The following is a 23,170-nucleotide window of genomic DNA, read 5'->3' as shown; positions in this document are numbered from 1 at the left end:
ACAAGGGGGAGTCCATGAGTCAGGCACCGCACGAACCACCCGGCCCGTCTCCACGCACCTGCCAGCGGCCCGGCTGCGGCGGCAGCTACGAGGACGTGGGCGGCGGCGAACTGTACTGCGACACCTGCGGCCTCGCCCCCGTGGTCGCATCGAACGGCATGGTCGGGTCACCCCCGACCGGCCTGACCAGCGGCGCGAGGGGAGGGTCGGCGGGCAGCGGCAGTTCCCGCTCCAGCGGCCGCAGTTCCCGTACGTCGTCCCAGTCGTCGAAGTCCCGCCGCTCGGTGTCGGGACGCCTCTCGCGCTCCCTGTCGGGGAAGTCCACGAGCCGCTCGGTGTCGGTGCGCAGCTCCGGTTCCGGCGCCGGTTCCTCGACCCGGGGCCGGCTGGGCGCCGGTCTCGTCCAGGTCCCGCCGATCCCGCGCCCCGACCCGCGCGAGATGGTCCTGGACAACCCCGAGGTGCCCGAGCGGAAGCGGTTCTGCTCGCGCTCCGACTGTGGCGCCCAGGTGGGCCGTGCGCGCGGCGACCGGCCGGGGCGTACGGAGGGCTTCTGCACCAAGTGCGGGCACCCGTACTCGTTCGTACCGAAGCTGAAGGGCCTGGACGTCGTGCACGGCCAGTACGAGGTCGTGGGCTGCCTCGCGCACGGCGGCCTGGGCTGGATCTACCTGGCGGTCGACCGGGCGGTGTCCGACAGGTGGGTGGTCCTCAAGGGCCTGCTGGACACGGGCGACCAGGACGCGATGGCGGCGGCCATCTCCGAGCGGCGCTTCCTCGCGGAGATCGAGCACGCCAACATCGTGCGGATCTACAACTTCGTGGAGCACCTCGACCAGCGCACCGGTTCCCTCGACGGCTACATCGTCATGGAGTACGTCGGCGGCAAGTCGCTGAAGGAGATCGCCAACGCCCGCCGCACACCGCAGGGCAGACGCGACCCGCTGCCGGTGGAACAGGCCTGCGCGTACGGCCTGGAGGCCCTGGAGGCGCTCGGCCATCTGCACAGCCGCAACCTGCTGTACTGCGACTTCAAGGTCGACAACGCGATCCAGACCGAGGACCAGCTCAAGCTGATCGACATGGGCGCGGTGCGCAGGATGGACGACGAGGAGTCGGCCATCTACGGCACGGTCGGCTACCAGGCGCCGGAGGTGGCCGAGGTGGGCCCGTCGGTGGCGAGCGACCTCTACACCGTCGCCCGCACCCTCGCCGTCCTGACCTTCGACTTCCAGGGCTACACCAACGTCTACGCGGACTCGCTGCCCGACCCGGACCACATCGAGGTCTTCCGCCAGTACGAGTCGTTCTACCGCCTGCTGGTGCGCGCCACGGACCCGGACCCGGCCCGCCGGTTCGCCTCCGCGCAGGAGATGACCGAGCAGCTGACGGGGGTGCTGCGGGAGGTCGTGTCCCTCCAGACCGGCCGGGCGAGGCCCGCCCTGTCCACGCTGTTCGGGCCCGAACTCCGGGTCACCGACGCGGAGCTGTTCCCGAAGCTGGACGGCGAGGTGTCCCGGCTGGGAGCGCGGGTGGTGCGCACCCGGCGCGGCTCCCCGGCCGTCACCGCCCTGCCCGCCACGGGCGCTCACCCGCCCACCGCCGGCCTACCCGTAGGCCGGCCGGCCAACGCCCAACTCCCGGCCGGCTCACCGGACGTCACCGCCCCGCCCGGCCCCGGCACCCCGCCCGGCCTCGTCAAACCCGTCGACACCACCGCCGCCGCCTTGGCCCTGCCCGTCCCGCGGGTGGACCCGTCCGACCCCAACGCCGGTTTCCTGGCGGGCCTGATGACCTCCGCCCCGGCCGAGCTCCTCGGCGCGCTCGCGGCGGCTCCGGCCCCGTCGACCGAGACCCGGCTGCGGCAGATCCGGGCCTGGCTGGAGACCGGTGATCCGTCCGCCGCGCTGGAAGCGCTGGTCACGCTGGAGGGCGAGCGGCCCGACGACTGGCGGGTGGTCTGGTACCGGGGCGTGGCCGCGCTCGTGACGGGCGACGACGAGGGCGCCGCGCTCGCCTTCGACGCGATCTACGACGCCTTCCCCGGCGAGATCGCGCCCAAGCTGGCGCTGGGCCTGTGCGCGGAGGTGCTGGGCCAGCTGGACAACGCCGCCGAGTACTACCGGCTGGTGTGGTCGACCGACCCCAGTTATGTGAGTTCCGCGTTCGGCCTGGCCCGTGTGCAGCTGGCGACCGGGGACCGGCGCGGTGCCGTACGGACGCTGGAGTCGGTGCCGGAGTCCTCCATCCACTACACGGCGGCCCGTGTGGCGGCCGTGCGGGCCCGGCTGCGGCAGCGCACGGCGACGGCCTCCGACGTGCCCTTCCTGGAGGACCTGACGGCCGCCGCGGCGCAGGTGGAGGCGCTGGAGGCGTACGGTCTGGACCCGGCGCGGCGGGAGCAGTTGTCGGCCGAAGTCCTCGGTTGCGCGCTGGACTGGGTACTCTCCGGGGGCCAGGGTTCCGCCCCTCCCGCCGCCGGGGGACGGACGCTGCTCGGCAGCGGCCTGGACGAGCGGGGCCTGCGGTTCGGTCTGGAACGCTCGTACCGCACGCTGGCCCGGCTGGCGCGGGGCGGCGAGGAGAGGATCGACCTGGTGGAACGTGCCAACCGTTACCGCCCCCGGACGTGGGTGTAGTTGATGTCGCAGATGCCCCAGTTGTCCGCCTGCCCGAGCTGCGAGGAACCCCTCGAGTCGGGTGACCGTTTCTGCGGGGCGTGCGGATACGACCTGTCCGCCGTGCCGGCACGGCCTCAGGACAACCCGACCATCACCATGAACGGCTCGGTGCCCGCCCAGGGCGCCCCGGCAGGTGAGTACCCCGAGCCACCGACGGAGCCACCCGGCGGCACGGCCTGGCCGGCGCCCCCGTCGCCACCTCCGCCCCCCAGCGCACCGCCGGCCGCCCCGGCCGCCGGAGTGCGGTTCGACCTGCGAGCGCAGCCGGACGGACCTCCCTCGCCGCCCGGCGGCGACACCGCCCAGCCCGGGTCCGCCCCGGGACAGCAGCCCGACGAGTACCTTCTCCAGGCACCGGACCCCCGGGTGTCCGCCGAGCCCGCGTCCGCGGGCGCCGGCGGCAAGGTCTGTGTCGCCTGCCGGGCCGGCCGCGTGGACGACGACGGCTACTGCGAGAACTGCGGCCACGCCCAGCCGCGCGAACGGGACCACATGGAGCAGGAGTCCGGCCCGGTGGCCGCGGTCAGCGACCGCGGCCTGCGCCACCACCGCAACGAGGACGCGTTCGCCATCGGCACGGCGGCGCTGCCGGACGGCTCGCCCGCCTCCGTGGCGATCGTCTGCGACGGCGTCTCCTCGGCGACCCGCCCCGACGACGCCTCGATGGCGGCGTCGAAGGCGGCGAGCGAGACCCTGCTCGCCGCCCTGCCGCGCGGCACGCACCCCCAGCAGGCCATGCACGACGCGATCATCGCCGCCTCACGCGCCGTCAACTCGCTCGCCGAGGAGCCCGCCACGGCCCGTGAGCAGGCCCCGCACCAGAACGCGCCCGCGTGCACCATCGTCGGTGCCGTGGTGACGTCCGGCCTGCTGATCGTCGGCTGGGTCGGCGACAGCAGGGCCTACTGGGTCCCGGTCGACCGGAGCGCTCCCCCCGCCCGGCTCACCGAGGACGACTCGTGGGCCGCGCAGATGGTCGCCGCGGGCCTGATGAACGAGGCCGAGGCCTACGCCGACGAGCGCGCCCACGCGATCACCGGCTGGCTCGGCGCGGACGCTTACGAACTGGAACCGCACACCGCCGCGTTCAAGCCGGACCGGCCGGGCGTGGTCGTGGTCTGCACCGACGGCCTGTGGAACTACGCGGAGGCGGCCGAGGAGATGGCCCGGGTCGTGCCGCTCGACGCGGCCACGCATCCGCTGCACAGCGCCCGGGTGCTCGTCGGCCACGCCCTGGACGGCGGGGGCCACGACAACGTAACAGTGGCCCTCGTGCCGTTCCCGGCCGTCCCCCAGGGGGCAGGATCGGCCTGAGGCCACGTACGGGGACGCCTCGGCGGACCGGAGGGGACCGGTCCGCCTACCGTCATCACCCCGCTGAGGCGGGGGCTTTCGAGGGGGATCGAAGCACGCATGGCCATTTTCTCGAAGTCGAACGTGCCCCAGTTCTCGGTGGACGTCTACCAGAACGAGTACCTGCCGGAGGGGGCCGGCGAGGTCAACGCCGTCGTCACGGTGACGGCGACCGGCGGCGGCACGATCGGCACCGCGGTCTCGGCGCCCCACCTCTACTCGCCCGGCCAGGGCCCGTCCGCGGCCGTGGCCGTCATGGTCGACTGCTCGGGCTCGATGGACTACCCGCCGACCAAGATGCGCAACGCCCGGGACGCCACGGCCGCCGCGATCGACACCCTGCGCGACGGCGTGCACTTCGCGGTGATCGGCGGGACGCACGTGGCCAAGGAGGTCTACCCGGGCGGCGGGAGCCTCGCGGTCGCCGACGCCACCACCCGGGCCCAGGCCAAGCAGGCGCTCCGCTCGCTTAGCGCGGGCGGCGGCACGGCCATCGGCACCTGGCTGAAACTGGCCGACCGCCTGCTGTCCTCGGCGGACGTCGCCATCCGGCACGGCATCCTGCTCACCGACGGCCGCAACGAGCACGAGTCGCCCCAGGACCTCAAAGCCGCGCTCGACGCGTGCGCCGGGCGCTTCACCTGTGACGCGCGCGGCGTGGGCACCGACTGGGAAGTGAAAGAAGTCACAGGGATCGCCTCCGCCCTGCTCGGCACCGCCGACATCGTCGCCGACCCGGCCGGACTCGCCGCCGACTTCACGCAGATGATGGAGACGGCGATGGGGAAGGAGGTCGCGGACGTCTCCCTGCGGCTGTGGACTCCGGTCGGCACCACTGTGAGGTTCGTCAAGCAAGTCGCGCCCACCGTCGAGAACCTGACCGGCCGACGCACCGAGGCGGGCCCGCGCGCGGGCGACTACCCCCTGGGTTCCTGGGGCGACGAGTCCCGTGACTACCACGTCTGCGTCGAGGTGCCGCCCGCGAACATCGGGCAGGAGATGCTCGCGGCCCGGATCTCGCTGGTCATTCCGCAGCCCGACGGCAGCGTCCAGAACCTCGGCGCGCAGGGCCTGGTGCGTGCCGTGTGGACGGACGACATGGTCGCCTCGACGTCGATCAGCCCCCAGGTCGCCCACTACACCGGGCAGGCCGAACTGGCACAAGTCATCCAACAAGGGCTGGATCTTCGCAAGTCGGGGGATATGGATGGAGCAACGGCCAAACTGGGCCGGGCCGTTCAGCTCGCGAGTGCCTCCGGGAACGCCGATACTGCGAAACTGCTTGCGAAGGTGGTGGACGTGGTCGACGCCGCGACCGGTACTGTGCGACTGAAGGCGAAGGTCGAGGAGGCCGACGAGATGACGCTCGAGACTCGGTCCACCAAGACTGTTCGCGTGAAGAAGTGACCTAGAAGAGATCGAAGGAGGGACGCGCCGACATGCCGACCTGCCCGAACGGACACCAGTCGGGTTCCGACGACTGGTGCGAGGTCTGCGGTCACCGCATGGCGGGTGCCGTGCCTCCGCCACCCCCGCCGCCCCCGCCCGGCGGCGGCTACGGCTTCCCGCCCCCGGGCGGCCCCGGCGGTGGCCCCGGCGGCCCGCCCGGTGGCCCCGGTGGCCCGGGGGGCCAGGCCGGTGGACCTCCTCCGCACCTGTCCGTGCCGAACGCCCAGCCGGAGCTCTGCCCGCAGTGCCGTACGCCGCGTGAGGGCGGCGCCCCGTTCTGCGAGGAGTGCCGGTGGAACTTCCTGACGAACACGGCCACCTCGTACACACCCGCGGCTCCGCACCCGACGGCGCCCGGCCCGGGCGTGCGGTTCCAGCCACCGGGCCAGCCCGGTCCCGGCGGTCCGCCCGGCCCGCCCGGCCCGTCCTACGGCGGCGGTGACTCCTACGAGTACCAGGGCTCCCGCCCGTCGCAGGTGAACCGCCCGGCCGAGCCGATCCCGCCGTTCGGCGGCGAGCCCTCGGGCCCTCCCGGTCCTCCCGGCCCGCCCGGCGGTGGCTTCCCCGGTCCCGGCGGTCCTCCTCCCGGCGGCGGTTTCCCCGGCCCCGGCGGCCCTTCCGGTCCGGGCGGTCCTCCCGGACCCGGTGGCCCTTCCGGCCCCGGCCCCTCCGGCCCCGGTGGTCCTCCCGGCCCGCCCGGCTTCGGTGCCGACCCCTCGCGTCCGGTCCCGCCCCCGCCCGGCCCCGGTGGGCCCGGCGGCGCTCCGCAGGGCTTCCAGCAGTCCGGCCCGCCGGCCCCGCCCGGATTCCCGCAGGAGACCCAGCGCCCGCCGCAGGGTGGTCCGTCCTTCGGCGGCGGTGACGACGACTGGATGCTCTCCCCGCCGTCCAACGGCCCCGGCGGCCCTGGCGGCCCCGGCGGCGGTCAGGGCGGCGGCTACGGCTACCCGCAGCCCGGCGCGACCCAGGCGCCCCCCGGCCCCGGCGGCTTCCCGCAGCAGCCCCAGGCGCCGCAGGGACCCGCGACCTGGACCGCGACCATCGGCCCGGACCGCGACTACTTCATGGCGATGATGCAGCGCTCCGGCCCCGAGGCCGCGGGCCTCAACCTGCCCGCGTACTCGCCCGAGCAGCAGCGCACGCTCACCGGCAACCAGCTCACGATCGGCCGCCGCCGGCACTCCACCGGCGACACCCCCGACATCGACCTGTCGGTGCCGCCGGAGGACCCGGGCGTCTCGCACCAGCACGCGGTGCTGGTCCAGCAGCCGGACGGCAGCTGGGCGGTCGTCGACCAGAACTCGACGAACGGCACCACGGTCAACGGCTCGGACGAGCCCATCCAGCCGTTCGTCCCCGTGCCGCTCCGCGACGGCGACCGGGTGCACGTGGGCGCCTGGACGACGATCACGATCCGCCGGGGCTGAGCGCCCCGCCGGCTCAGGACGGGAGGGGCCAGGCGTACGGCCCCTCCGGGTCGTCCAGCCAGGCCCATTCCCGGTCGCCACTGACCGTGATGCCGTAGCGCTCGCGCTGCGGCCTGCCCTCCTGTTCCCACAGTGAGTGCGCCTCCTGCGGGTCGAGGCTGCCGCGGGTCAGCGCCAGCAGGAAGCGGAACAGATCGTCCTCCCTGGCCCGGCGCGGCACCCCGCCCATCTGGAGCGGCTCACCCCCGGGCCGGCTCCCGCCGCGCAGCGGCACGAAGTAGGCGGGCGTGTGCAGGAAACGCCCCTCGGCCTGCCCGGCGTCGGACACCGTGAGCAGGACCAGGCCGGTGGCGAGCGGCATCAGGATCCGGCCGCCGGGGCGGCTCTGGGCGAGCCAGGGGCGCGGCACGGTGCTCAGCGCGCACGTGGCGATGATCCGGTCGAACGGCGCACGCTCGGGCACGCCCCGCGCGCCGTCGCCGGTGACGACGACCGGGTGGTACCCGGCCGTGGCCAGGTGCCGGCGGGCCGACTCGGTGATCTCCGGGTCGAGATCGACGGTGGTGACCTTGTCGTCGCCCAGCCGGTGGGCGAGCAGCGCGGCGTTGTATCCGGTGCCGGCGCCGATCTCCAGGACGGTGTTCCCGGCCTCCACGCACAGCGCGGCCAGCATGTCCGCCATCAGGGACGGCTGGCTGCTGGAGGAGAGCAGTTCGCCGTCGCGCAGCCGGGTCGCCAGCGGGGTGTCCTCGTAGGCGCCCCGTATCCACCGCTCACGCGCCTGGGGGTCGGGGCTCTCGCCCCACCGGCGTTCGTAGCCGCCGGCGACGCCGACGTAGTAGTACGGCACGAAGAGGTGGCGCGGGACCGCCGCGAACGCCTCCCGCCACAGCGGGTCGGCGGCCCACGCCCCGTTCGCGTCGATCCTGCGCACCAGGCCCGCCCGCGCGGAGGCGGCGAGACCGTCGGATTCCCTGTCGGGAGCATGCCCGCCCATACCCCCACAGTAAGGGCACGGGGTGCCGGTCCTAGGCCTTGAGTCCTATGTCCCCGTGTCTGAGAGCATGGAGGGCGTGAATGAGATTCGGCGCGGCACGCTTCAGGAGCAGACCTTCTACGAGCAGGTCGGCGGGGAGGAGACCTTCCGTCGGCTCGTCCACCGTTTCTACGAGGGAGTCGCCGAGGACCCGCTGCTGCGGCCCATGTATCCCGAGGAGGACCTGGGCCCGGCCGAGGAGCGCCTCGTGCTGTTCCTCATCCAGTACTGGGGCGGCCCCACGACGTACAGCGACAACCGCGGCCACCCCCGTCTGCGGATGCGGCACGCGCCCTTCACGGTCGACCGGGCGGCGCACGACGCCTGGCTGAAGCACATGCGGGTCGCCGTCGACGAACTCGGGCTGTCCGAGGAGCACGAGCGCACGCTGTGGAACTACCTGACGTACGCGGCGGCGTCGATGGTGAACACGGCGGGCTGACGCCCCTCAGGGGCCCCGGGAGGGGGCGCTGGTCAGCGGACGCTGACGTCCAGCGCCCCGAGCCCCGCCCGTCGTACGGCGACGGACCCGTACGGGGTGCGCAGCCGGAGCCACGCGCCCGACGAGAACAGACCCAGCGGCTCCACCTCGCCGGAGGCCTGAGCACGGGCGGGCCGCAGGAAGCCGAGTGACTGCGCGGCGTGCACCACCCGGACGGGGAGCCGGGTGTCGCCGACCGTACGGGACCAGACGTCCCGCCCGATCCGGTCCAGCTCGCCCCGCGTCCGCCGCTCGGCGGGCAACTCCTGCGTACGGGTGCGGAACTCGGCGACCACGGCGGCGACCAGCGACCGCAGGGCGTCGGGCGCCGGCAGCCCCGGCTCGGGACGCCAGCCGCCGCGCGGCGGCAGCACACCCGCCCACGGCGGGCCGGTCACCGCGCCCGGCACGACGGCCGTGGCGCCCTTCTCGTCCACCGACTCCAGGAACTCACCGGCGGACACGGTCACGTCCAGGGTGACGTCCAGCCCGTTCTCGTACGGCTTCGCGAGCCGCACCGCGCGGATGGCCAGCACCTCGAAGGACGGCGGGCGTCCGAAGACGGCCAGCGCCGTGCCGGCGGCCTGGAGACGAACCGCGGCTCCACGGTCGTAGTGGAGCAGCCGGGAGAGGAAGGCGGCGAGATCCGCAGCCTCCCCCTCGTCGGCGAGATGGAGCACCGTCATGCGGCGACGGCCTCCTCCTCGGCGTCGTCCGTGTACTCCTGGAGGAACTCACGCTCCTCCGAAGTGATCCGGCGCGGGCGCTGGGCCTCGAAGTCGAACGGCACGACCACCGTCGAGGCCCGTACGTAGACCACGTCGTCGTCCTTCACCTCGTAGGTGATGGTGAAGGACGCGGCCCTGATCTGGGTGATCCACAGCTCGATGTCCACCGGGTGGTGCCGGTGGACGAGCTGGCGCTTGTAGTCGATCTCGTGCCGCGCCACCACCGACCCCTGCTTGAAGTCCTTCTCGGGGCGGAACAGGAAGTCGATACGGGCTTCTTCCAGGTAGCGGACGAAGACCGCGTTGTTGACGTGCCCGTACGCGTCCATGTCGGACCAGCGCAGGGGGCAGCGGTAGACGTGGCGCAAGACCGATCAGCCCCGGGTCAGCTTCTTGTAGGTGGCGCGGTGCGGACGGGCCGCGTCCGGGCCGAGCCGCTCGACCTTGTTCTTCTCGTACGACTCGAAGTTGCCCTCGAACCAGAACCACTTGGACTCGCCCTCGTAGGCGAGGATGTGGGTGGCGATGCGGTCGAGGAACCACCGGTCGTGGGAGACGACCACGGCGCAGCCGGGGAACTCCAGCAGCGCGTTCTCCAGGCTGCTGAGGGTCTCGACGTCGAGGTCGTTGGTCGGCTCGTCGAGGAGCAGCAGGTTGCCGCCCTGCTTGAGGGTGAGCGCGAGGTTCAGGCGGTTGCGCTCACCACCGGAGAGCACACCGGCCGGCTTCTGCTGGTCCGGGCCCTTGAACCCGAAGGCGGAGACGTAGGCACGGCTCGGCATCTCGACCTGGCCCACGTTGATGTAGTCCAGCTCGTCGCTCACGACGGCCCACAGGGTCTTCTTCGGGTCGATGTTCTCGCGGCTCTGGTCGACGTAGGAGATCTTGACCGTGTCGCCGACCTTGATGGCGCCGGAGTCCGGCTCCTCGAGGCCCTGGATCATCTTGAACAGGGTGGTCTTGCCGGCACCGTTCGGACCGATGATGCCGACGATCCCGTTCCGCGGGAGCGTGAAGCTGAGGTCGTCGATGAGCAGCTTGTCGCCGAAGCCCTTGCTGAGGTTGTTGACCTCGACGACGACATTGCCCAGACGCGGGCCCGGCGGGATCTGGATCTCCTCGAAGTCCAGCTTCCGCATCTTGTCGGCCTCGGCGGCCATCTCCTCGTAGCGGGCGAGACGCGCCTTGGACTTGGCCTGCCGCCCCTTGGTGTTGGAGCGGACCCAGTCCAGCTCTTCCTTGAGCCGCTTCTGCCGCTTGGCGTCCTTCTGGCCCTCGACCTTGAGGCGGGCGGCCTTGGTCTCCAGGTACTTGGAGTAGTTGCCCTCGTAGGGGTAGAGGCGGCCGCGGTCGACCTCGCAGATCCACTGGGCGACGTTGTCGAGGAAGTACCGGTCGTGGGTGACCGCCACGACGGTGCCCGGGTACTTGGCCAGGTGCTGCTCCAGCCAGTTCACGGACTCGGCGTCGAGGTGGTTGGTGGGCTCGTCGAGGAGCAGCAGGTCGGGCTGCTCCAGCAGCAGCTTGCACAGCGCGACGCGGCGGCGCTCACCGCCGGACAGGTTGGTGACGGGCCAGTCGCCGGGCGGGCAGCCCAGGGCGTCCATGGCCTGCTCCAGCTGGGCGTCCAGGTCCCACGCATTGGCGTGGTCGAGGTCCTCCTGGAGCTTGCCCATCTCCTCCATGAGCGCGTCGGTGTAGTCGGTCGCCATCTGCTCGGCGATCTCGTTGAACCGGTCGAGCTTGCCCTTGACCTCGGCGACACCCTCCTGGACGTTCTCCAGGACGGTCTTGTCCTCGGTCAGTGGCGGCTCCTGCTGCAGGATACCGACGGTGTAACCGGGCGTGAGGAAGGCGTCACCGTTGGACGGCTGCTCCAGACCCGCCATGATCTTCAGGATCGTCGACTTGCCGGCGCCGTTCGGGCCGACGACGCCGATCTTCGCTCCCGGGTAGAAGCTCGTCGTCACGTCGTCGAGGATCACCTTGTCGCCGTGCGCTTTGCGCGCCTTGCGCATGGTGTAAATGAACTCAGCCAAGAGAAACCGTCCGGCAGCTTGAAACTGGCAGTGGGCAGATACACCCCATCTTGCCGTACCGCCACCCCTGGGCGGAAACGCGTATCGCCGGGGGGCTCTGACCTGGCTCTTCTCGGATGCCGACTGCCGGGTGACTGTCACTGCCGGTCGTCTTTGGCCGGCCTCGGGCACCCTCGCTCGGCCTAGGGACGGCCCAAGGGTGATCACTTGAGGTCACCTGCTCAGGACGCGAGTCGGCCGGCACACGACCAGGCACCCCGGACGCGCCCCGCACGGCACAGGCCGAGCAGGTGCCGGGTCGTCCGGCAGTGCTCGGCCTGTGCCGGTGATGCCGGACTCGCACCACGGCGCTGGGATCAGCTCCGGTCGGGACCGCCGGTACGGGACGTGGTGGCCGCTGAGCGGGAGCCGACCAGGAGCAGGCACAGCACCGCGACGCCGGCGACGATGCCCGCGAGGAGGAGCAGCGGATCGAGAGGCCGGACCGCGGAGGCGGCGCCCTGGGCGGCCATGGCGGGTTGCGCCGAGGCCGCGGCCGCCTCGGCCCCCGCGGCGGCCGAAGGGGAGGGCGAGGGCGAGTCGTCCTTCTCGGCGGCGGCCATGCCACTGCGGTCGGTGGAGGGGGCGGACGGGGTGGGGGAGGCGGACGTGGCGGTACGGGTGGGCCGGGTGACGGGGCGTCCGGCATCGGGGGCGGACGTGGCGTGCTGGTGGGCGGCCGGGGGTGCGGTGGGTGAGGGGGCCGGCGCGGTCTTCACGACGAGCTGTGCGGTCATGCCCGGGTGCACGGTGCAGACGTAGCCGTAGCTGCCCGCCGTGGTGAAGGTGTGGCTCCAGGTGCCGCCCTTGTTCAGCATCGGGGAGTGGACGGACGCGGGACCGGAGGTGGTTTTCACGTCGTGGGGCGCCTGGTCCTGGTTGGTCCAGGTGACGGTGTCCCCCGCGGTGATGGTGAGGGAGCGAGGGCTGAACGCGTAACCCGACATGAGGACCTGGTGGGCGGTGGCCGCGTGAGCCACGGGAGCGGCACCGGGCAGCACGGTGACGGCGCCGGTCACCAAGAGGGCTGCCGGCAGCGCGCGCGGGACGGTCAGGCGGGGCATGTGAACTCCACGGCGAGGAGCAGCCGTATGCGGTCTGCGGGACGGATGCGAGACAGGGTGATGCCGGTCGTGCGGCGGAACGCGCGGTACGGCAGTCGCAGAGCGCCGAGGACGAGGAGCTGATCGTCGGCGCGGTCGACGACACGCAGGGTGAACTCGGCGGGCAGCAAGGCGCCGCCGGGGCCCTCTCCGTCGTCCAGGGCGAGTTCGCCGGGCACGCTGAGGCGGGAGCCGCCGGACTCCGGCGTGATGCCCGTACTGACGAATATGAGCGTTCTGCCCCTCAGCGGCCGGCCGGTCAGCTCCAGCCTCAGGACGCAGCTCTCCGGGTCGGGCGCGACCGTGAGGTCTGCTCGCTCGGCGGTCAGGCGTCGGCGCAGGGTCGGCAACGGGCCCAGGTGAGCTGTCAGTTCGGCGATGCAGCGGCCCGGAGCCGCGCTGTAGGTGCCGGGCAGGGGAAGCCACGAGGGTCCGGTGGGTGACGGGGGAAGGACTGCGGTGGGAAAGGATTCGGTGGTCATCTCGGGCACCTCGGGGGGGCGAGCGGAGTGACGGAGGGCGACAATGGTCCGGTGGCGGGCCGGCCGACTGCGACTCGGCCGGCCCGCCACGTTCTGTCGGACCCGGGTCAGCAGGAGTCGGTGAGGTAGTCCGTGGTGGGGGCGAGCATGTGCTCGGCCCAGACGGTGTGCATCTTCACGTAGGCGTCGGGGTTGAGGATGTCCGCGACCTGCTGCCCCGGAGACTCCTCCAGGTGGGCCTTGTTCACGTGCTGGAGCAGCACGCCGAGGGTGTCGTCGGCGACACCGCCGCCGCCGTTCACGGCCGGGGTGAGGATGGACTCCACCCAGACGGTGTGCATCTTGATGTAACTGTCGAGCTTGAGCGCGTCCTGGACCTGCTGCCCCGGAGACTCCTCCAGGTGGGCCTTGTTCAGGTGCTGGAGGATCGGCAGCAGGACCTGCTGGACGCTCGCGCACTGCTTGTCGTCGCCGTCGTCTCCGCCGCCGGTGCCGCCGGAGCTGCTGCCCCCGCCGGTCGAACCACCGGTCCCGCCTCCGGTCGAACCGCCGGTCCCGCCTCCGGTCGAACCACCGGTCCCGCCTCCGGTCGAACCACCGGTCCCGCCTCCGGTCGAGCCGCCCGTGGAACCGCCGGTGTGTCCTCCGGTCGAGCCGCCGGTAGAGCCCCCGCCGGAACCTCCCGTGCTGCCGCCGCTGTCGTCGGCCACCACGGTGACCGAGGCGGTCATGTCCGGGTGCACCGCGCAGTAGTACTCGTACGTACCGGGCTTGGTGAAGGTGTACGACCAGCTGTCGCCCTTGTTCAGGGTCCCGGAATCGAACTTGGCCGGGCCGCTGGTGGTCGTGACCGTGTGCGGAGCGGTGTCCTCGTTGACCCACTTCACGGTCTGGCCGACCTTCACCGTCAGCTTCGGCTGGGCGAACTTGAAGTCCTTGATCTCGATGGTGTGGTCGGCCGCCTTGGTGTCGGCGGCGGCCGGCTGCGCCTCGCCCGCCATCGAGTGGGCCTCGGCCGCCGGCTTGGCCGTCTGCGGGGCCGCGACCCCACTGGAGGCCTGGAGCAGGCCGAAGCAGGCCGCGGCCGCGAGGCCGGCGCCTGCACCGGTCGCGAGCAGGACCCGGTTCCCCACCTGGGATCGCCGGTGGCGCTGGGGCGGTGCGGGGGCTGTGGTGTCGTCAGTGTGCATGGTGGTGCGTCTCCCTAGTCGGGTGAGAGGGGCGTGAGGGGCGCCGGTCAGCGGCCCGGGGCGGACGTGACCAGCAGACTCGTCGCGGCGAGGACGACGAGGACGAGCCCCGTCTCAGCAGCGACCGAGTAGACGAAGGGCCGGAGGGTGGCGCGGTCGCCACGCAGGAGTACGGCGATGTCGAGCCGCGTGCGCACCCAACCGCGGCTGCGCTGGGCGATCACCAGGACAGTGGCCAGCAGGGCGAGTTTCAGCAGGAGCAACCTGCCGTAGCCGGTGCCGGTCAGCGCGTCGAACGAGCCGACCACCTGCCAGGTCAGCACCGCGCCGGCCAGCGCGACGGCCGCGACCGACACCCCGGCCAGAACGGAGTAGCCGGACACCGTCGCCGACAACTCCTCCGGGCGCCGCCTCGGCAGCACCCCCAACAGCAGGAGCGTCAGCCCGCCCAGCCAGAGGGAGACGCCGAGCAGATGGACCAGGTCCGCGACCTCACCCCAGCCAGGATGCGTGCCCTCGGCGTTGTGACCGGTCATGCCGGTGGTGCGCAGCAGCCCGAGGCCGACCGCGAGGGCACCGAGGCGCCAGCCCGGCGATCGTGCGGCCCGCTCTCCACCTTGGAGCAGTGCCGCCAGGACGACGGCCGCGAGCACCCACAGCAGCACTCGGCAGGCGGCCACGATGCCCACCTCGGTGTTCAACAGGTCCGTGTAGGCAGTGGTCCGGAACACGTCGCCGACGGTGCCCATCGCTCCGTACGCACTCTGCAGCCCGGGTGCCAGGAGGCTCGCCGCGAGGCCGACGGTCCAGGAGAGCGCGAGGATGCGCCGGGTGCGGCGGTCATGGGCGCCCTGAGGCCAGAGCAGTGCGAGGAACGCGATACCGCCGACGTAGACGGCGAGGGCGAGGTAGCCGGCCCATCGGGTGGCCACCCAGGCCGCGCGCACCGTCTCCGGCTCCTGCGGGGCTGCCTGTACGTCGTCGGAGCCGGCCGCGCCGGTGGCCTTCGGGGTGAGCCTGAAGGACAGGGTGCCTGAGGTCGCGTGCCCGTCCTCCGTGTCAAGCACATGCCAATGCAGGGCGAGGTGCTCCTGACCGGCTGTCTTCGGCACGGCGACCTCGACGACGCGTCCTTCGCTGTCGCCGTGCGCGGCCCGGCCCACGGGCAACTGCTTCCCATCGGCGGTGACATCGACGTCGGCGGGATCGACGGGCTCGCTGAAGGTCAGCCGTACGGTCGCGGGCGTGCCGGCGAGCCGGGAGCCGGTCTTCGGGGAGGACGACTCCAGTTCAGCGTGCGCGGACGCGGCGGGCGCGGCGAGCAGCACGGCGGCGAGGGCGGTCAGGACGGCGAGGAGCCGGGGCAGGAGACGGTTCGTCACTCAAGCACCCCCGTCAGCACGGAGGGCGAGGCGGCCACGCCGACGCACGGGCCGTCCGGCGAGGGGGACGACGAGGGCGATGACGAGGGCGAAGGCAGCGGCGACGGTGGCACGGCCATCCCGGTGAGGCCGTCGTCCAGCAGACCGGTCACCTTGTCGAGCGTGCCGCTCAACAAGGGTCGGACGAGACGCACTTCGCCCTCGTCGCAGGTGTCCGAGGGTGCGGGTGAAGGCGGGGTCGTGGCGGATCCGGAAGGCGAGGGCGCCGGACCGTGCCCGGTGTCCGCCCCGCCCCCGCCGTGGCCCTCGTGCCCGGCAGCGGGCGGCGTGCCGACCGTGACCGGGATTCCGGCGTCTCCGGCGCCGGGCCAGGCGCCGCCCACCGAACCGGCCCCCGGGTCTTGAGCCGTCACCCCCGGGCCACTGGCCTGCGAGCCGTCGTCGGCAGGGCCGGACGACTCGGACGGTGCCTTGGCAGCCGGAGGTACGGCGGTTTCGACCGTCGTGGGAACCGGCGAGCCCATGCCGGAGGCGTAGCCGAGGACGACGATCACCGCCGCGACGAGCGTTCCGGCGACGATCTCGTCGCGATGGTCTCCAGGCCAGGAAGCCCTGGCGAACAAGGACATGAGCCCTCCAGACACTGTGCATGAACCGCAGTGCCGAGGAGTGGATCAGAAACAACGATTCCCGACGACTACACGTCAGTTAATCGACGGTTTCATTGCCTCACTTCGAGCTGGGGGTGGTCTGTGAGGCCGGACGTCCGCGCCCTAATGCCACATTGCATTCCGTGAAAGAATTGAAGGGTGCGTGAATTCGAACAGGCGAGGTATTAACTCTTCACCGAATCACCGCGAAAGCGTGCCCGGAATTTCCCTGTGAGCACGTTCTCACCCCCCGAAGTGCGCCCTCAACCGCGCCTGCGCCCCCTCCCTCGCCCCCACCTCGTCCAGCCCCAGCAGGGCGGCGCCGAGGACAGGGCTCGCCTCGATCACCTGGGGGAGCGCCTTGGGGGCGAGGGCGGTCAGCAAGTCCGTGATCTTGTCGTTGAGTTGCGGGTGCCGGGCCGCCAGGACGCCGCCGCCCAGGAGGACGGGCGCCGGTTCGTCCAGGAGGTCCAGGCGGGTCAGGGCGACCACCGCCATGGAGACGACCTCTTCCGCCTGGCGTTCCACGATCGCGCGGGCGACCGGGTCGCCGTCGGCGGCCGTGGTGAAGAGGACCGGGGTCAGTTCGTGGCGGCGGGGCTGGGCCACATGACCCAGGTGCAGGGCCTCGATCAGGGCGTACATGGAGGGGAGGCCGAAGTGGGCGGGGAGGGTGTCGGCGAGGGCGGTGGCGGGGCCGCGGCCGTCCTCCGCGCGGGACGCGTGCCACATCGCCTCCTCCGACAGGCCCCAACCGCCGCCCCAGTCGCCCGAGACCCTGCCCAGCGCGGGGAAGCGGGCCGTGCGGCCGTCGGGGTGCATGCCCACGCAGTTGATGCCCGCGCCGCAGACGACGGCGACGCCCCGGGGTTCCGTGACCCCGGAGCGGAGGATCGCGAACGTGTCGTTGCGGACCGTCACCGTCGCCCCCCACGCGCGGGCGCGCAGCGCGGTCGCCAGTTGTTCCTCCTCGACCGGGAAGTCGGCGTTGGCGAGGCAGGCCGAGACGTGGTCGACGGACGTGAGGCCCCCCGTGATGAGCGCCCTCGAAACCGTGTCGGCCAGCACGCCCATGGCCGTCTCCAGTCCGACGGCCGGCGGGCGGAAGCCGCCCCCGCGTGCGGTGGCCAGGACTTCTCCGTCCGCCGTCACGATCGCGACGTCCGTCTTGCTGTTGCCGGCGTCGATGGCGAGGACACGTGCGGTCAGGCCCACGCGAGGTGCTCCCGGTTGTGTGCGATCAGCCGGTCGGTGAGCGCCTCGGCGTACTCGTACTGGCCGATGAGGGGGTGGGAGAGGAGGGCCTGGAAGACGCGCGTCCGGCCGCCGTGCAGGGCCGCCTCCAGGGCCAGCTCCTCGTAGGCCGTCACGTTCGCCATCAGGCCCGCGTACAGGGGGCCCACCGCGGGGACGGGGAGGGGGGACGCGCCCTTCGCGCCGACCGCGGCCTGTACCTCGATCACGGCGTCGTCGGGGAGGAACGGAAGCGTGCCCCGGTTGTACGTGTTCACCACCTGGTACGGGCTGCCCGTGCCGGTGAGGAGGGCCGCGGCCAGGTCCACCGCCGCCTCCGAGTAGTAGGCGCCGCCCCGCTTGGCGAGCAGGTCCGGCTTCTCGTCGAGGGCCGGGTCGGCGTACAGCTCCAGCAGTCGCCGTTCCATCGCCGCCACTTCGGCGGCCCGGGACGGCTTCGTACCCAGTTCCCGGACCACCTCGTCGTGGGCGTAGTAGTAGCGCAGGTAGTACGACGGGACCACGCCGAGGCGGTCCAGGAGGGGGCGGGGCAGGCGCAGGTCCGTCGCGATCGTGTCGCCGTGGTCGCCCAGCAGTTCGGGCAGGACGTCCTCGCCCTCCGGGCCGCCCAGGCGTACCCCGGTCTCCCACGTGAGGTGGTTGAGGCCCACGTGGTCCAGGTGCACCTCGGCGGCTCCCACGCCCAGCAGGGCCGCGAACTTGCGTTGCAGGCCGATCGCCACGTTGCACAGGCCGACCGCCCTGTGGCCCGCCTGGAGCAGGGCCCGGGTGACGATGCCCACGGGGTTGGTGAAGTCGATGATCCACGCGTCGGGGTTGGTGCGGCGTACGCGGTCCGCGATGTCCAGGACGACGGGGACCGTGCGCAGGGCCTTCGCCAGGCCGCCGGCGCCCGTCGTCTCCTGGCCCACGCAGCCGCACTCCAGGGGCCAGGTCTCGTCCTGTGCACGGGCCGCCTGGCCGCCGACACGGAGCTGGAGGAGCACCGCGTCCGCGCCGTCCACCGCCCGGTCGAGGTCGGTGGTGGTGGTGATCCGGCCCGGGTGGCCCTGACGGGCGAAGATACGGCGGGACAGGCCGCCGACCAGGTCCAGACGGTCCTCCGCCGGGTCCATCAGGACCAGTTCCTCGACGGGCAGGGTGTCCCGCAGCCGGGCGAAGCCGTCCACGAGTTCGGGGGTGTAGGTCGAGCCTGCGCCGACCACGGTGAGTTTCACGTCTGTCTAACCCTTCACTCCGGTGAGCGTGACGCCCTCGACGAACGCCTTCTGGGCGAAGAAGAACACGAGGATCACGGGGGCCATGACCAGCACGGTGGCGGCCATGGTGAGGTTCCAGTCGGTGTGGTGGGCACCCTTGAACGACTCCAGGCCGTAGGAGAGGGTCCAGGCGCCCGGGTTCTCCGAGGCGTAGATCTGGGGGCCGAAGTAGTCGTTCCACGCGTAGAAGAACTGGAAGAGGGCCACCGCGGCGATGCCCGGTTTCGCCATCGGGAGGACGACCTTCAGGAGGGTGCGCAGGTCGCCGCAGCCGTCGACCCTCGCCGCGTCCAGGTACTCGTCGGGGATCGTGGTGAGGAACTGGCGCAGCAGGAAGATCGAGAACGCGTCCCCGAACGCCATCGGGATGATCAGCGGCCAGAGCGTGCCGGACAGGTCCAGCTGCTTCGCCCAGAACAGGTACATCGGGATGATGACCACCTGGGGCGGCAGCATCATCATCGAGATGACCAGCATCAGGGCCAGGTTGCGGCCGCGGAAGCGGAACTTGGCCAGGGCGTAGGCGACGGGGATCGAGGAGACGACGGTGAGGACCGTGCCCAGGCCCGCGTAGAGGAGGGTGTTCTTCCACCACGTGAGGAAGCCGGGGGTGTCGAAGACCTTCGCGTAGTTGCCCCACTCCCAGGTGTGCGGGATCAGGTCGCGGCTGAGCGCCTGGCTGTCGCTCATGAGGGAGGTGAGGAGGACGAAGACGAAGGGGAGCGTGAAGAAGAGGGCCGCCGCGATGCCCACGGAGTGGATCGCGACCCATTCCAGCAACGCCCTTCGGTGGGCCGTGCGTTCCGCGGGGGAAGGCGGTGCCTTCGACTCCAGGGGTTTGTCGAGTACCTGAGTCATCGGTCACCTGCCTGGATCAGGCCGCCCCGGCGGCGCATCAGAAGTGCCGTGAAGGCCATGGAGAGCACGAAGAGGATCAGCGCCACCACACAGGCGGAGCCGTAGTCGAAGCGCTGGAAGCCGAGGTTGTAGACGAGTTGGGGGAGGGTGAGCGTGGACTTGTCCGGGTAGCCGGGCTCGAACTGGGTGCCCGCCCCCTGGATCACGCCCGACGCGACCTTTCCGGCGATCAGTGGCTGTGTGTAGTACTGCATCGTCTGGATGACGCCGGTGACGACCGCGAACATGACGATCGGTGAGATGTTCGGGAGCGTGACGTAGCGGAAGCGCTGCCAGGGCGTCGCGCCGTCCAGTTCGGCCGCCTCGTACTGCTCCTTCGGCACGTCGAGCAGCGCCGCCATGAAGATGACCATCAGGTCGCCGATGCCCCAGAGGGCCAGGAGGGTGAGGGCCGGCTTCGACCAGGCGGGGTCGTTGAACCAGCCCGGGGTGGGGAGACCGGCTTTCTCCAGAAGGGAGTCGACCGGGCCCGTGCCGGGGTTGAGGAGGAAGGCGAAGGCCATCGTGGCCGCCACCGGCGGGGCGAGGTACGGCAGGTAGAAGAGGGTGCGGAAGACACCCGTGGCCGTCTTGATCCTGGTGATCAGCAGGCCCACGCCCAGGCCGAAGGCGACCCGGAGCGTGACCATGATGACGACCAGCCACAGGGTGTTGCGCAGGGCGGGCCAGAAGAACGGGTAGTGCGCGAAGACGTAACCCCAGTTCTTCGTGCCCGACCAGGACGGCGGCCGGAAGCCGTCGTAGTGCATGAAGGAGAAGTAGACGGTGGAGAGCAGCGGGTAGGCGAAGAAGACCGAGAAGCCGATCAGCCACGGGGAGAGGAAGGCGAGGGTGCGCAGGGTCGAGCGGCGGTGTTTCGCGCGCAGCGTGTAAGTGCTCATGATGCTCTTGGCTCACTTCGCCTGCGCGATGTCCGTGTCGATCTGCCGGGCCGTCTTCTTCAGGCCCGCCTTGAGATCGGTCGCCCTGCCGCTTTCGTAGTCGTAGCCGAACTCCTGGATGGTGGTGAGGTAGACGCCGCCGTTGACGGAGGCGGGGGCGGTGGTGGAGTCCGGGTTCGCGGCGATCTCCAGGAACGTCTTGAAGCGCGGGTCGAACGTGAGCTTCGGGGACTTCAGGGCGGCGAGCGTCGACGGGACGTTGTGGATGGCGTTGGAGAAGTTCACGACCGCGTCCGTGTCCGTGGTCATGTACTTCACCAGCTCCCAGGCCGCGTTCTGCTTCTTGCTGGTCGCCGCGACACCCGCGATGGTGCCGGTGATGTAGCCCTTGCCGTACTGGTCGGCCTGGTCGTCGGGGACGGGCAGCGGGGCCACGCCGATCTCGAACTTCGGCTTGGCGGCGAGGGCCATGCCCAGCCGCCACTCGCCGTCCAGCTGCATCGCGACCTGGCCGGTGTGGAAGGGGTGCTTGGGGCCCCATTCGTCGCCGAGCTTCGAACGGTAGGTCTCCAGCTTGCGGTAGCCGCCCAGTTCGTCGACCAGTTTCTTCTGGAGTTTGAAGGCGTTCTCGAAGGCCGGGTCCTTGGCGACGTTCGACGTGCCGTCCTTGCCGAAGTACGTGGGGGAGAACTGGCCGAGGTAGTGCTCGGTGGTGGTCTCCCAGCCGTGGTAGTTCGGCATGAAGCCGAGCTGCTTGTAGGTGTCGCCCTCGGGGATGGTGAGCTTCTTCGCGTCCTTCTCGAACTCGGACCAGGTCTTCGGGGGGCTGGTGATGCCGGCCTTCTCGAAGGCCGTCTTGTTGTAGTAGAGGCCGTAGGCGTCGCCGAGGAGCGGGACCGCGCAGCGGTTGCCGTCGAACTGGGTGTACTGGTTCATCGCCTTCGGGAAGGTCTTCTCCGGGTCGACGCCGGACTTCTCGAAGAACGGGTTGAGATCCACCAGGGCGCCGGAGGAACAGAACCGTCCGACGCTGTTCGTGGTGAACGACGAGATCACGTCCGGGGCCTTGGCGCCGCCGGTGCGCAGGGCCTGGTTGATCTTGTCGTCGGTCATGTTGCCGACGACGTCGACGTGGATGTTGGGGTGCGCCTTCTCGAATCCGGCGATCAGGGACCGGACGGCCTTCACCTCGGCGGGCGCGCTCCAGGCGTGCCAGAAGTTGATGGTGGTGTCCTTCGAGGCGTCGTCACTCGCGGCGGACCCCGACTGGCCGGTGCAGGCGGTGGCGAGGAGGGCGACGGAGGCGGAGGCGGCGAGTGTTATGGCGGTTTTTCTTGAAATTCCGGGCATGGCAGAGCTCCCTGAGGCACGCGGAAGAAGAGGAAGGAGGGAGGGGAGAAGGGAAATACCGGGGGAGGGGGGTGGGGTCAGCGGGAGGTGTCGAAGACCTCGTCGCGCGTGGTCGCGAGCGCACTCTCCAGCGCGCCGCGCAGCACGGGGTGTTCACGCACGTCGCCCACGACCAGGCGCGGCCGTGACGCGGCCAGCTCCTCCAGCTCGGCCTGGACGAGGGCGCGCAGCGCCTCGCCGCCCGAGGTGAGGGAGGCGCCGCTCAGCACGACGAGTTCGGGGTCGAGGACCGAGACGAGGGAGGCCAGACCGGTCGCCAGCCGGGTCGCGTAGGTCTGGAGGAGACGGCGGTGGGCTGCGTCGTCGGTCTCCGCCGCCCTGGACACCAGCGCGGCGGCGGCCTCGGCGTACGGGCCCGGCGGGATGTCCTCGATGCCGAGCTCGCGGGCCAGCCGGGGTACGGCCTGTGAACCGGCGAGCTCCTGGTAGCCGCCGCTGTTGGCCTTGGTGACCTGACGGACCAGAGGCGTGCCCGGCACCGGCAGGAAGCCGACCTCGCCGGCGCCGCCGGTCCAGCCGCGGTGCAGCCGGCCGCCGAGGACCAGGGCGGCGCCCAGGCCCTCCTCGTTCCACAGCAGCACGAAGTCCGTGTGGCCCCGGGCCGCGCCGAGGCGCTGTTCGGCGAGCGCGACCAGGTTGACGTCGTTCTCGTACTCGAACGGCATCGGCAGCGCGGCGGCGAGCTCGTCCAGGAGGGTCGGGGAGTGCCAGCCGGGCAGGTGGGAGGCGTAGCGCAGCCGGCCCGTCGTGGGGTCGAAGGCGCCGGGAGTGCCGATGACGAGGCGGTGGATGTCGCCCCGGGTGAGGCCCGCCGCCTTCACCGCGCCGTCCAGGGCGTCGGTGACCTGACGGACGACCGGGGTGCCGGTGCGCCTGCCGGGGGTGGGCAGTTCGTGACGGCCGACCGTGCGGCCGGTGATGTCGGCGACGGCGGCGATGATCCGCTGCGGGGTGACGTCGAGTCCGGCGGCGTGTCCGGCGGCCGGGTTGACCTCGTAGAGCTGGGCGTTCGGGCCGGGTCGGCCTTCGGTGGTGCCGGTGGCCAGGACGAGGCCCGCCGCCTCCAGGCGGGCCAGGAGCTGGGAGGCGGTCGGCTTGGACAGGCCGGTGAGCTTGCCGATCCGGGTGCGGGACAGCTGACCGTGCTCCAGCAGCAGGTCCAGGGCGGCCCGGTCGTTCATGGCGCGCAGGACGCGTGGGGTGCCCGGCGTTCCGGCGGTTCCTGCCATGCGTGTCCACACCTGCCCTTCGGCTGCTCAGCTTTTCAGTGATCAGGAGGGGAAGTCCATCCGGCGACCGGCGTCGGGGGGAAGCCGAGCCTCACGAGCACTGTTAGGAAAGTTTCCTGTTGGTTGAGAGGAAGGTAGGGCGAAGGGGGTGCGGCGTCAAGGGGTGGTCGCCGGATCGG

At 71.7% G+C, this 23,170-nt stretch carries 20 protein-coding genes; 5 read left to right on the top strand and 15 right to left on the bottom strand.

All coding sequences use genetic code 11. From position 1 onward, the window contains the following. Positions 1–14: 14 nt before the first annotated feature. From ABEA82_RS03105 to ABEA82_RS03090, 4 genes are all read left to right on the top strand, one after another. Positions 15–2,639 carry a serine/threonine-protein kinase gene (locus ABEA82_RS03105; RefSeq protein ID WP_345659764.1) on the top strand — a complete coding sequence of 875 codons (2,625 nt, stop codon included), beginning with the start codon at positions 15–17 and terminating at the stop codon, positions 2,637–2,639. Positions 2,640–2,642: 3 nt separating this feature from the next. Further along, positions 2,643–3,995 (top strand): PP2C family protein-serine/threonine phosphatase, encoded by a 1,353-nt coding sequence (locus ABEA82_RS03100; RefSeq protein ID WP_345659763.1) that lies wholly within the window; start codon positions 2,643–2,645, stop codon positions 3,993–3,995. 99 nt (positions 3,996–4,094) lie between these two features. Next, complete coding sequence (locus ABEA82_RS03095) at positions 4,095–5,441, top strand: vWA domain-containing protein (RefSeq protein WP_345659762.1); 1,347 nt, start codon at positions 4,095–4,097, stop codon at positions 5,439–5,441. A gap of 32 nt (positions 5,442–5,473) precedes the next feature. Then, positions 5,474–6,910: an FHA domain-containing protein gene (locus tag ABEA82_RS03090; protein ID WP_345659761.1), complete on the top strand. Its 1,437-nt coding sequence runs from the start codon at positions 5,474–5,476 to the stop codon at positions 6,908–6,910. 13 nt (positions 6,911–6,923) lie between these two features. Here ABEA82_RS03090 and ABEA82_RS03085 read toward each other — a convergent pair whose 3' ends face one another. Next, positions 6,924–7,907 (bottom strand): methyltransferase domain-containing protein, encoded by a 984-nt coding sequence (locus tag ABEA82_RS03085; RefSeq protein WP_345659760.1) that lies wholly within the window; start codon positions 7,905–7,907, stop codon positions 6,924–6,926. Positions 7,908–7,974: 67 nt separating this feature from the next. Between ABEA82_RS03085 and ABEA82_RS03080 the strand changes: the two genes are divergently transcribed. Continuing rightward, positions 7,975–8,388 carry a globin gene (locus ABEA82_RS03080; protein ID WP_345660114.1) on the top strand — a complete coding sequence of 138 codons (414 nt, stop codon included), beginning with the start codon at positions 7,975–7,977 and terminating at the stop codon, positions 8,386–8,388. 32 nt (positions 8,389–8,420) lie between these two features. Here the strand turns inward: ABEA82_RS03080 and ABEA82_RS03075 are convergent, their stop codons facing one another. From ABEA82_RS03075 to ABEA82_RS03010, 14 genes are all read right to left on the bottom strand, one after another. After that, complete coding sequence (locus tag ABEA82_RS03075) at positions 8,421–9,113, bottom strand: DUF8010 domain-containing protein (RefSeq protein ID WP_345659759.1); 693 nt, start codon at positions 9,111–9,113, stop codon at positions 8,421–8,423. Then, the gene (locus ABEA82_RS03070) at positions 9,110–9,523 is read right to left on the bottom strand and encodes an acyl-CoA thioesterase (RefSeq protein ID WP_345659758.1); all 414 of its coding nucleotides are present in this window, start codon (positions 9,521–9,523) and stop codon (positions 9,110–9,112) included. Before ABEA82_RS03070 ends, ABEA82_RS03075 begins: the two co-directional genes overlap by 4 nt. Positions 9,524–9,529: 6 nt before the next feature. Beyond that, on the bottom strand, positions 9,530–11,194 hold the full coding sequence (ettA, locus tag ABEA82_RS03065) for an energy-dependent translational throttle protein EttA (protein ID WP_345659757.1): 1,665 nt from the start codon (positions 11,192–11,194) through the stop codon (positions 9,530–9,532). Between the two features lie 356 nt (positions 11,195–11,550). Then, positions 11,551–12,297 (bottom strand): cupredoxin domain-containing protein, encoded by a 747-nt coding sequence (locus ABEA82_RS03060; RefSeq protein ID WP_345659756.1) that lies wholly within the window; start codon positions 12,295–12,297, stop codon positions 11,551–11,553. Beyond that, entirely contained in the window at positions 12,285–12,818 is a 534-nt protein-coding gene (locus ABEA82_RS03055) for a hypothetical protein (protein ID WP_345659755.1), read from the bottom strand. Before ABEA82_RS03055 ends, ABEA82_RS03060 begins: the two co-directional genes overlap by 13 nt. A 107-nt stretch (positions 12,819–12,925) precedes the next feature. After that, entirely contained in the window at positions 12,926–14,008 is a 1,083-nt protein-coding gene (locus tag ABEA82_RS03050; protein ID WP_345659754.1) for a cupredoxin domain-containing protein, read from the bottom strand. 47 nt (positions 14,009–14,055) lie between these two features. Continuing rightward, entirely contained in the window at positions 14,056–15,390 is a 1,335-nt protein-coding gene (locus ABEA82_RS03045; protein WP_345659753.1) for a copper resistance CopC/CopD family protein, read from the bottom strand. Then, positions 15,387–16,019, bottom strand: a complete 633-nt coding sequence (locus ABEA82_RS03040) for a hypothetical protein (protein WP_345659752.1) — start codon at positions 16,017–16,019, stop codon at positions 15,387–15,389. Before ABEA82_RS03040 ends, ABEA82_RS03045 begins: the two co-directional genes overlap by 4 nt. Positions 16,020–16,283: 264 nt before the next feature. After that, the gene (locus ABEA82_RS03035) at positions 16,284–17,255 is read right to left on the bottom strand and encodes an N-acetylglucosamine kinase (protein ID WP_345659751.1); all 972 of its coding nucleotides are present in this window, start codon (positions 17,253–17,255) and stop codon (positions 16,284–16,286) included. Continuing rightward, the gene (locus tag ABEA82_RS03030; RefSeq protein WP_345659750.1) at positions 17,246–18,511 is read right to left on the bottom strand and encodes a 6-phospho-beta-glucosidase; all 1,266 of its coding nucleotides are present in this window, start codon (positions 18,509–18,511) and stop codon (positions 17,246–17,248) included. Before ABEA82_RS03030 ends, ABEA82_RS03035 begins: the two co-directional genes overlap by 10 nt. A gap of 6 nt (positions 18,512–18,517) precedes the next feature. Then, positions 18,518–19,411 carry a carbohydrate ABC transporter permease gene (locus ABEA82_RS03025; protein ID WP_345659749.1) on the bottom strand — a complete coding sequence of 298 codons (894 nt, stop codon included), beginning with the start codon at positions 19,409–19,411 and terminating at the stop codon, positions 18,518–18,520. Beyond that, complete coding sequence (locus ABEA82_RS03020) at positions 19,408–20,352, bottom strand: carbohydrate ABC transporter permease (RefSeq protein ID WP_345659748.1); 945 nt, start codon at positions 20,350–20,352, stop codon at positions 19,408–19,410. The genes ABEA82_RS03025 and ABEA82_RS03020 overlap by 4 nt, the downstream gene beginning before the upstream one ends. Before the next feature lie 12 nt (positions 20,353–20,364). Continuing rightward, a complete protein-coding gene (locus tag ABEA82_RS03015) occupies positions 20,365–21,702 on the bottom strand; it encodes an ABC transporter substrate-binding protein (protein WP_345659747.1) in 1,338 nt (445 codons plus the stop codon). A 77-nt stretch (positions 21,703–21,779) separates the two neighbouring features. Beyond that, positions 21,780–22,991, bottom strand: coding sequence for an ROK family transcriptional regulator (locus ABEA82_RS03010; protein ID WP_345659746.1), 1,212 nt, complete (start codon positions 22,989–22,991; stop codon positions 21,780–21,782). Positions 22,992–23,170 lie beyond the last annotated feature (179 nt).

It is taken from the genome of Streptomyces venetus, from assembly GCF_039540295.1.
Lineage (GTDB): Bacteria > Actinomycetota > Actinomycetes > Streptomycetales > Streptomycetaceae > Streptomyces > Streptomyces venetus.
The sequence above is the reverse complement of the archived record's forward strand: the minus strand, read 5'-3'. Positions and strand labels throughout refer to the sequence as shown.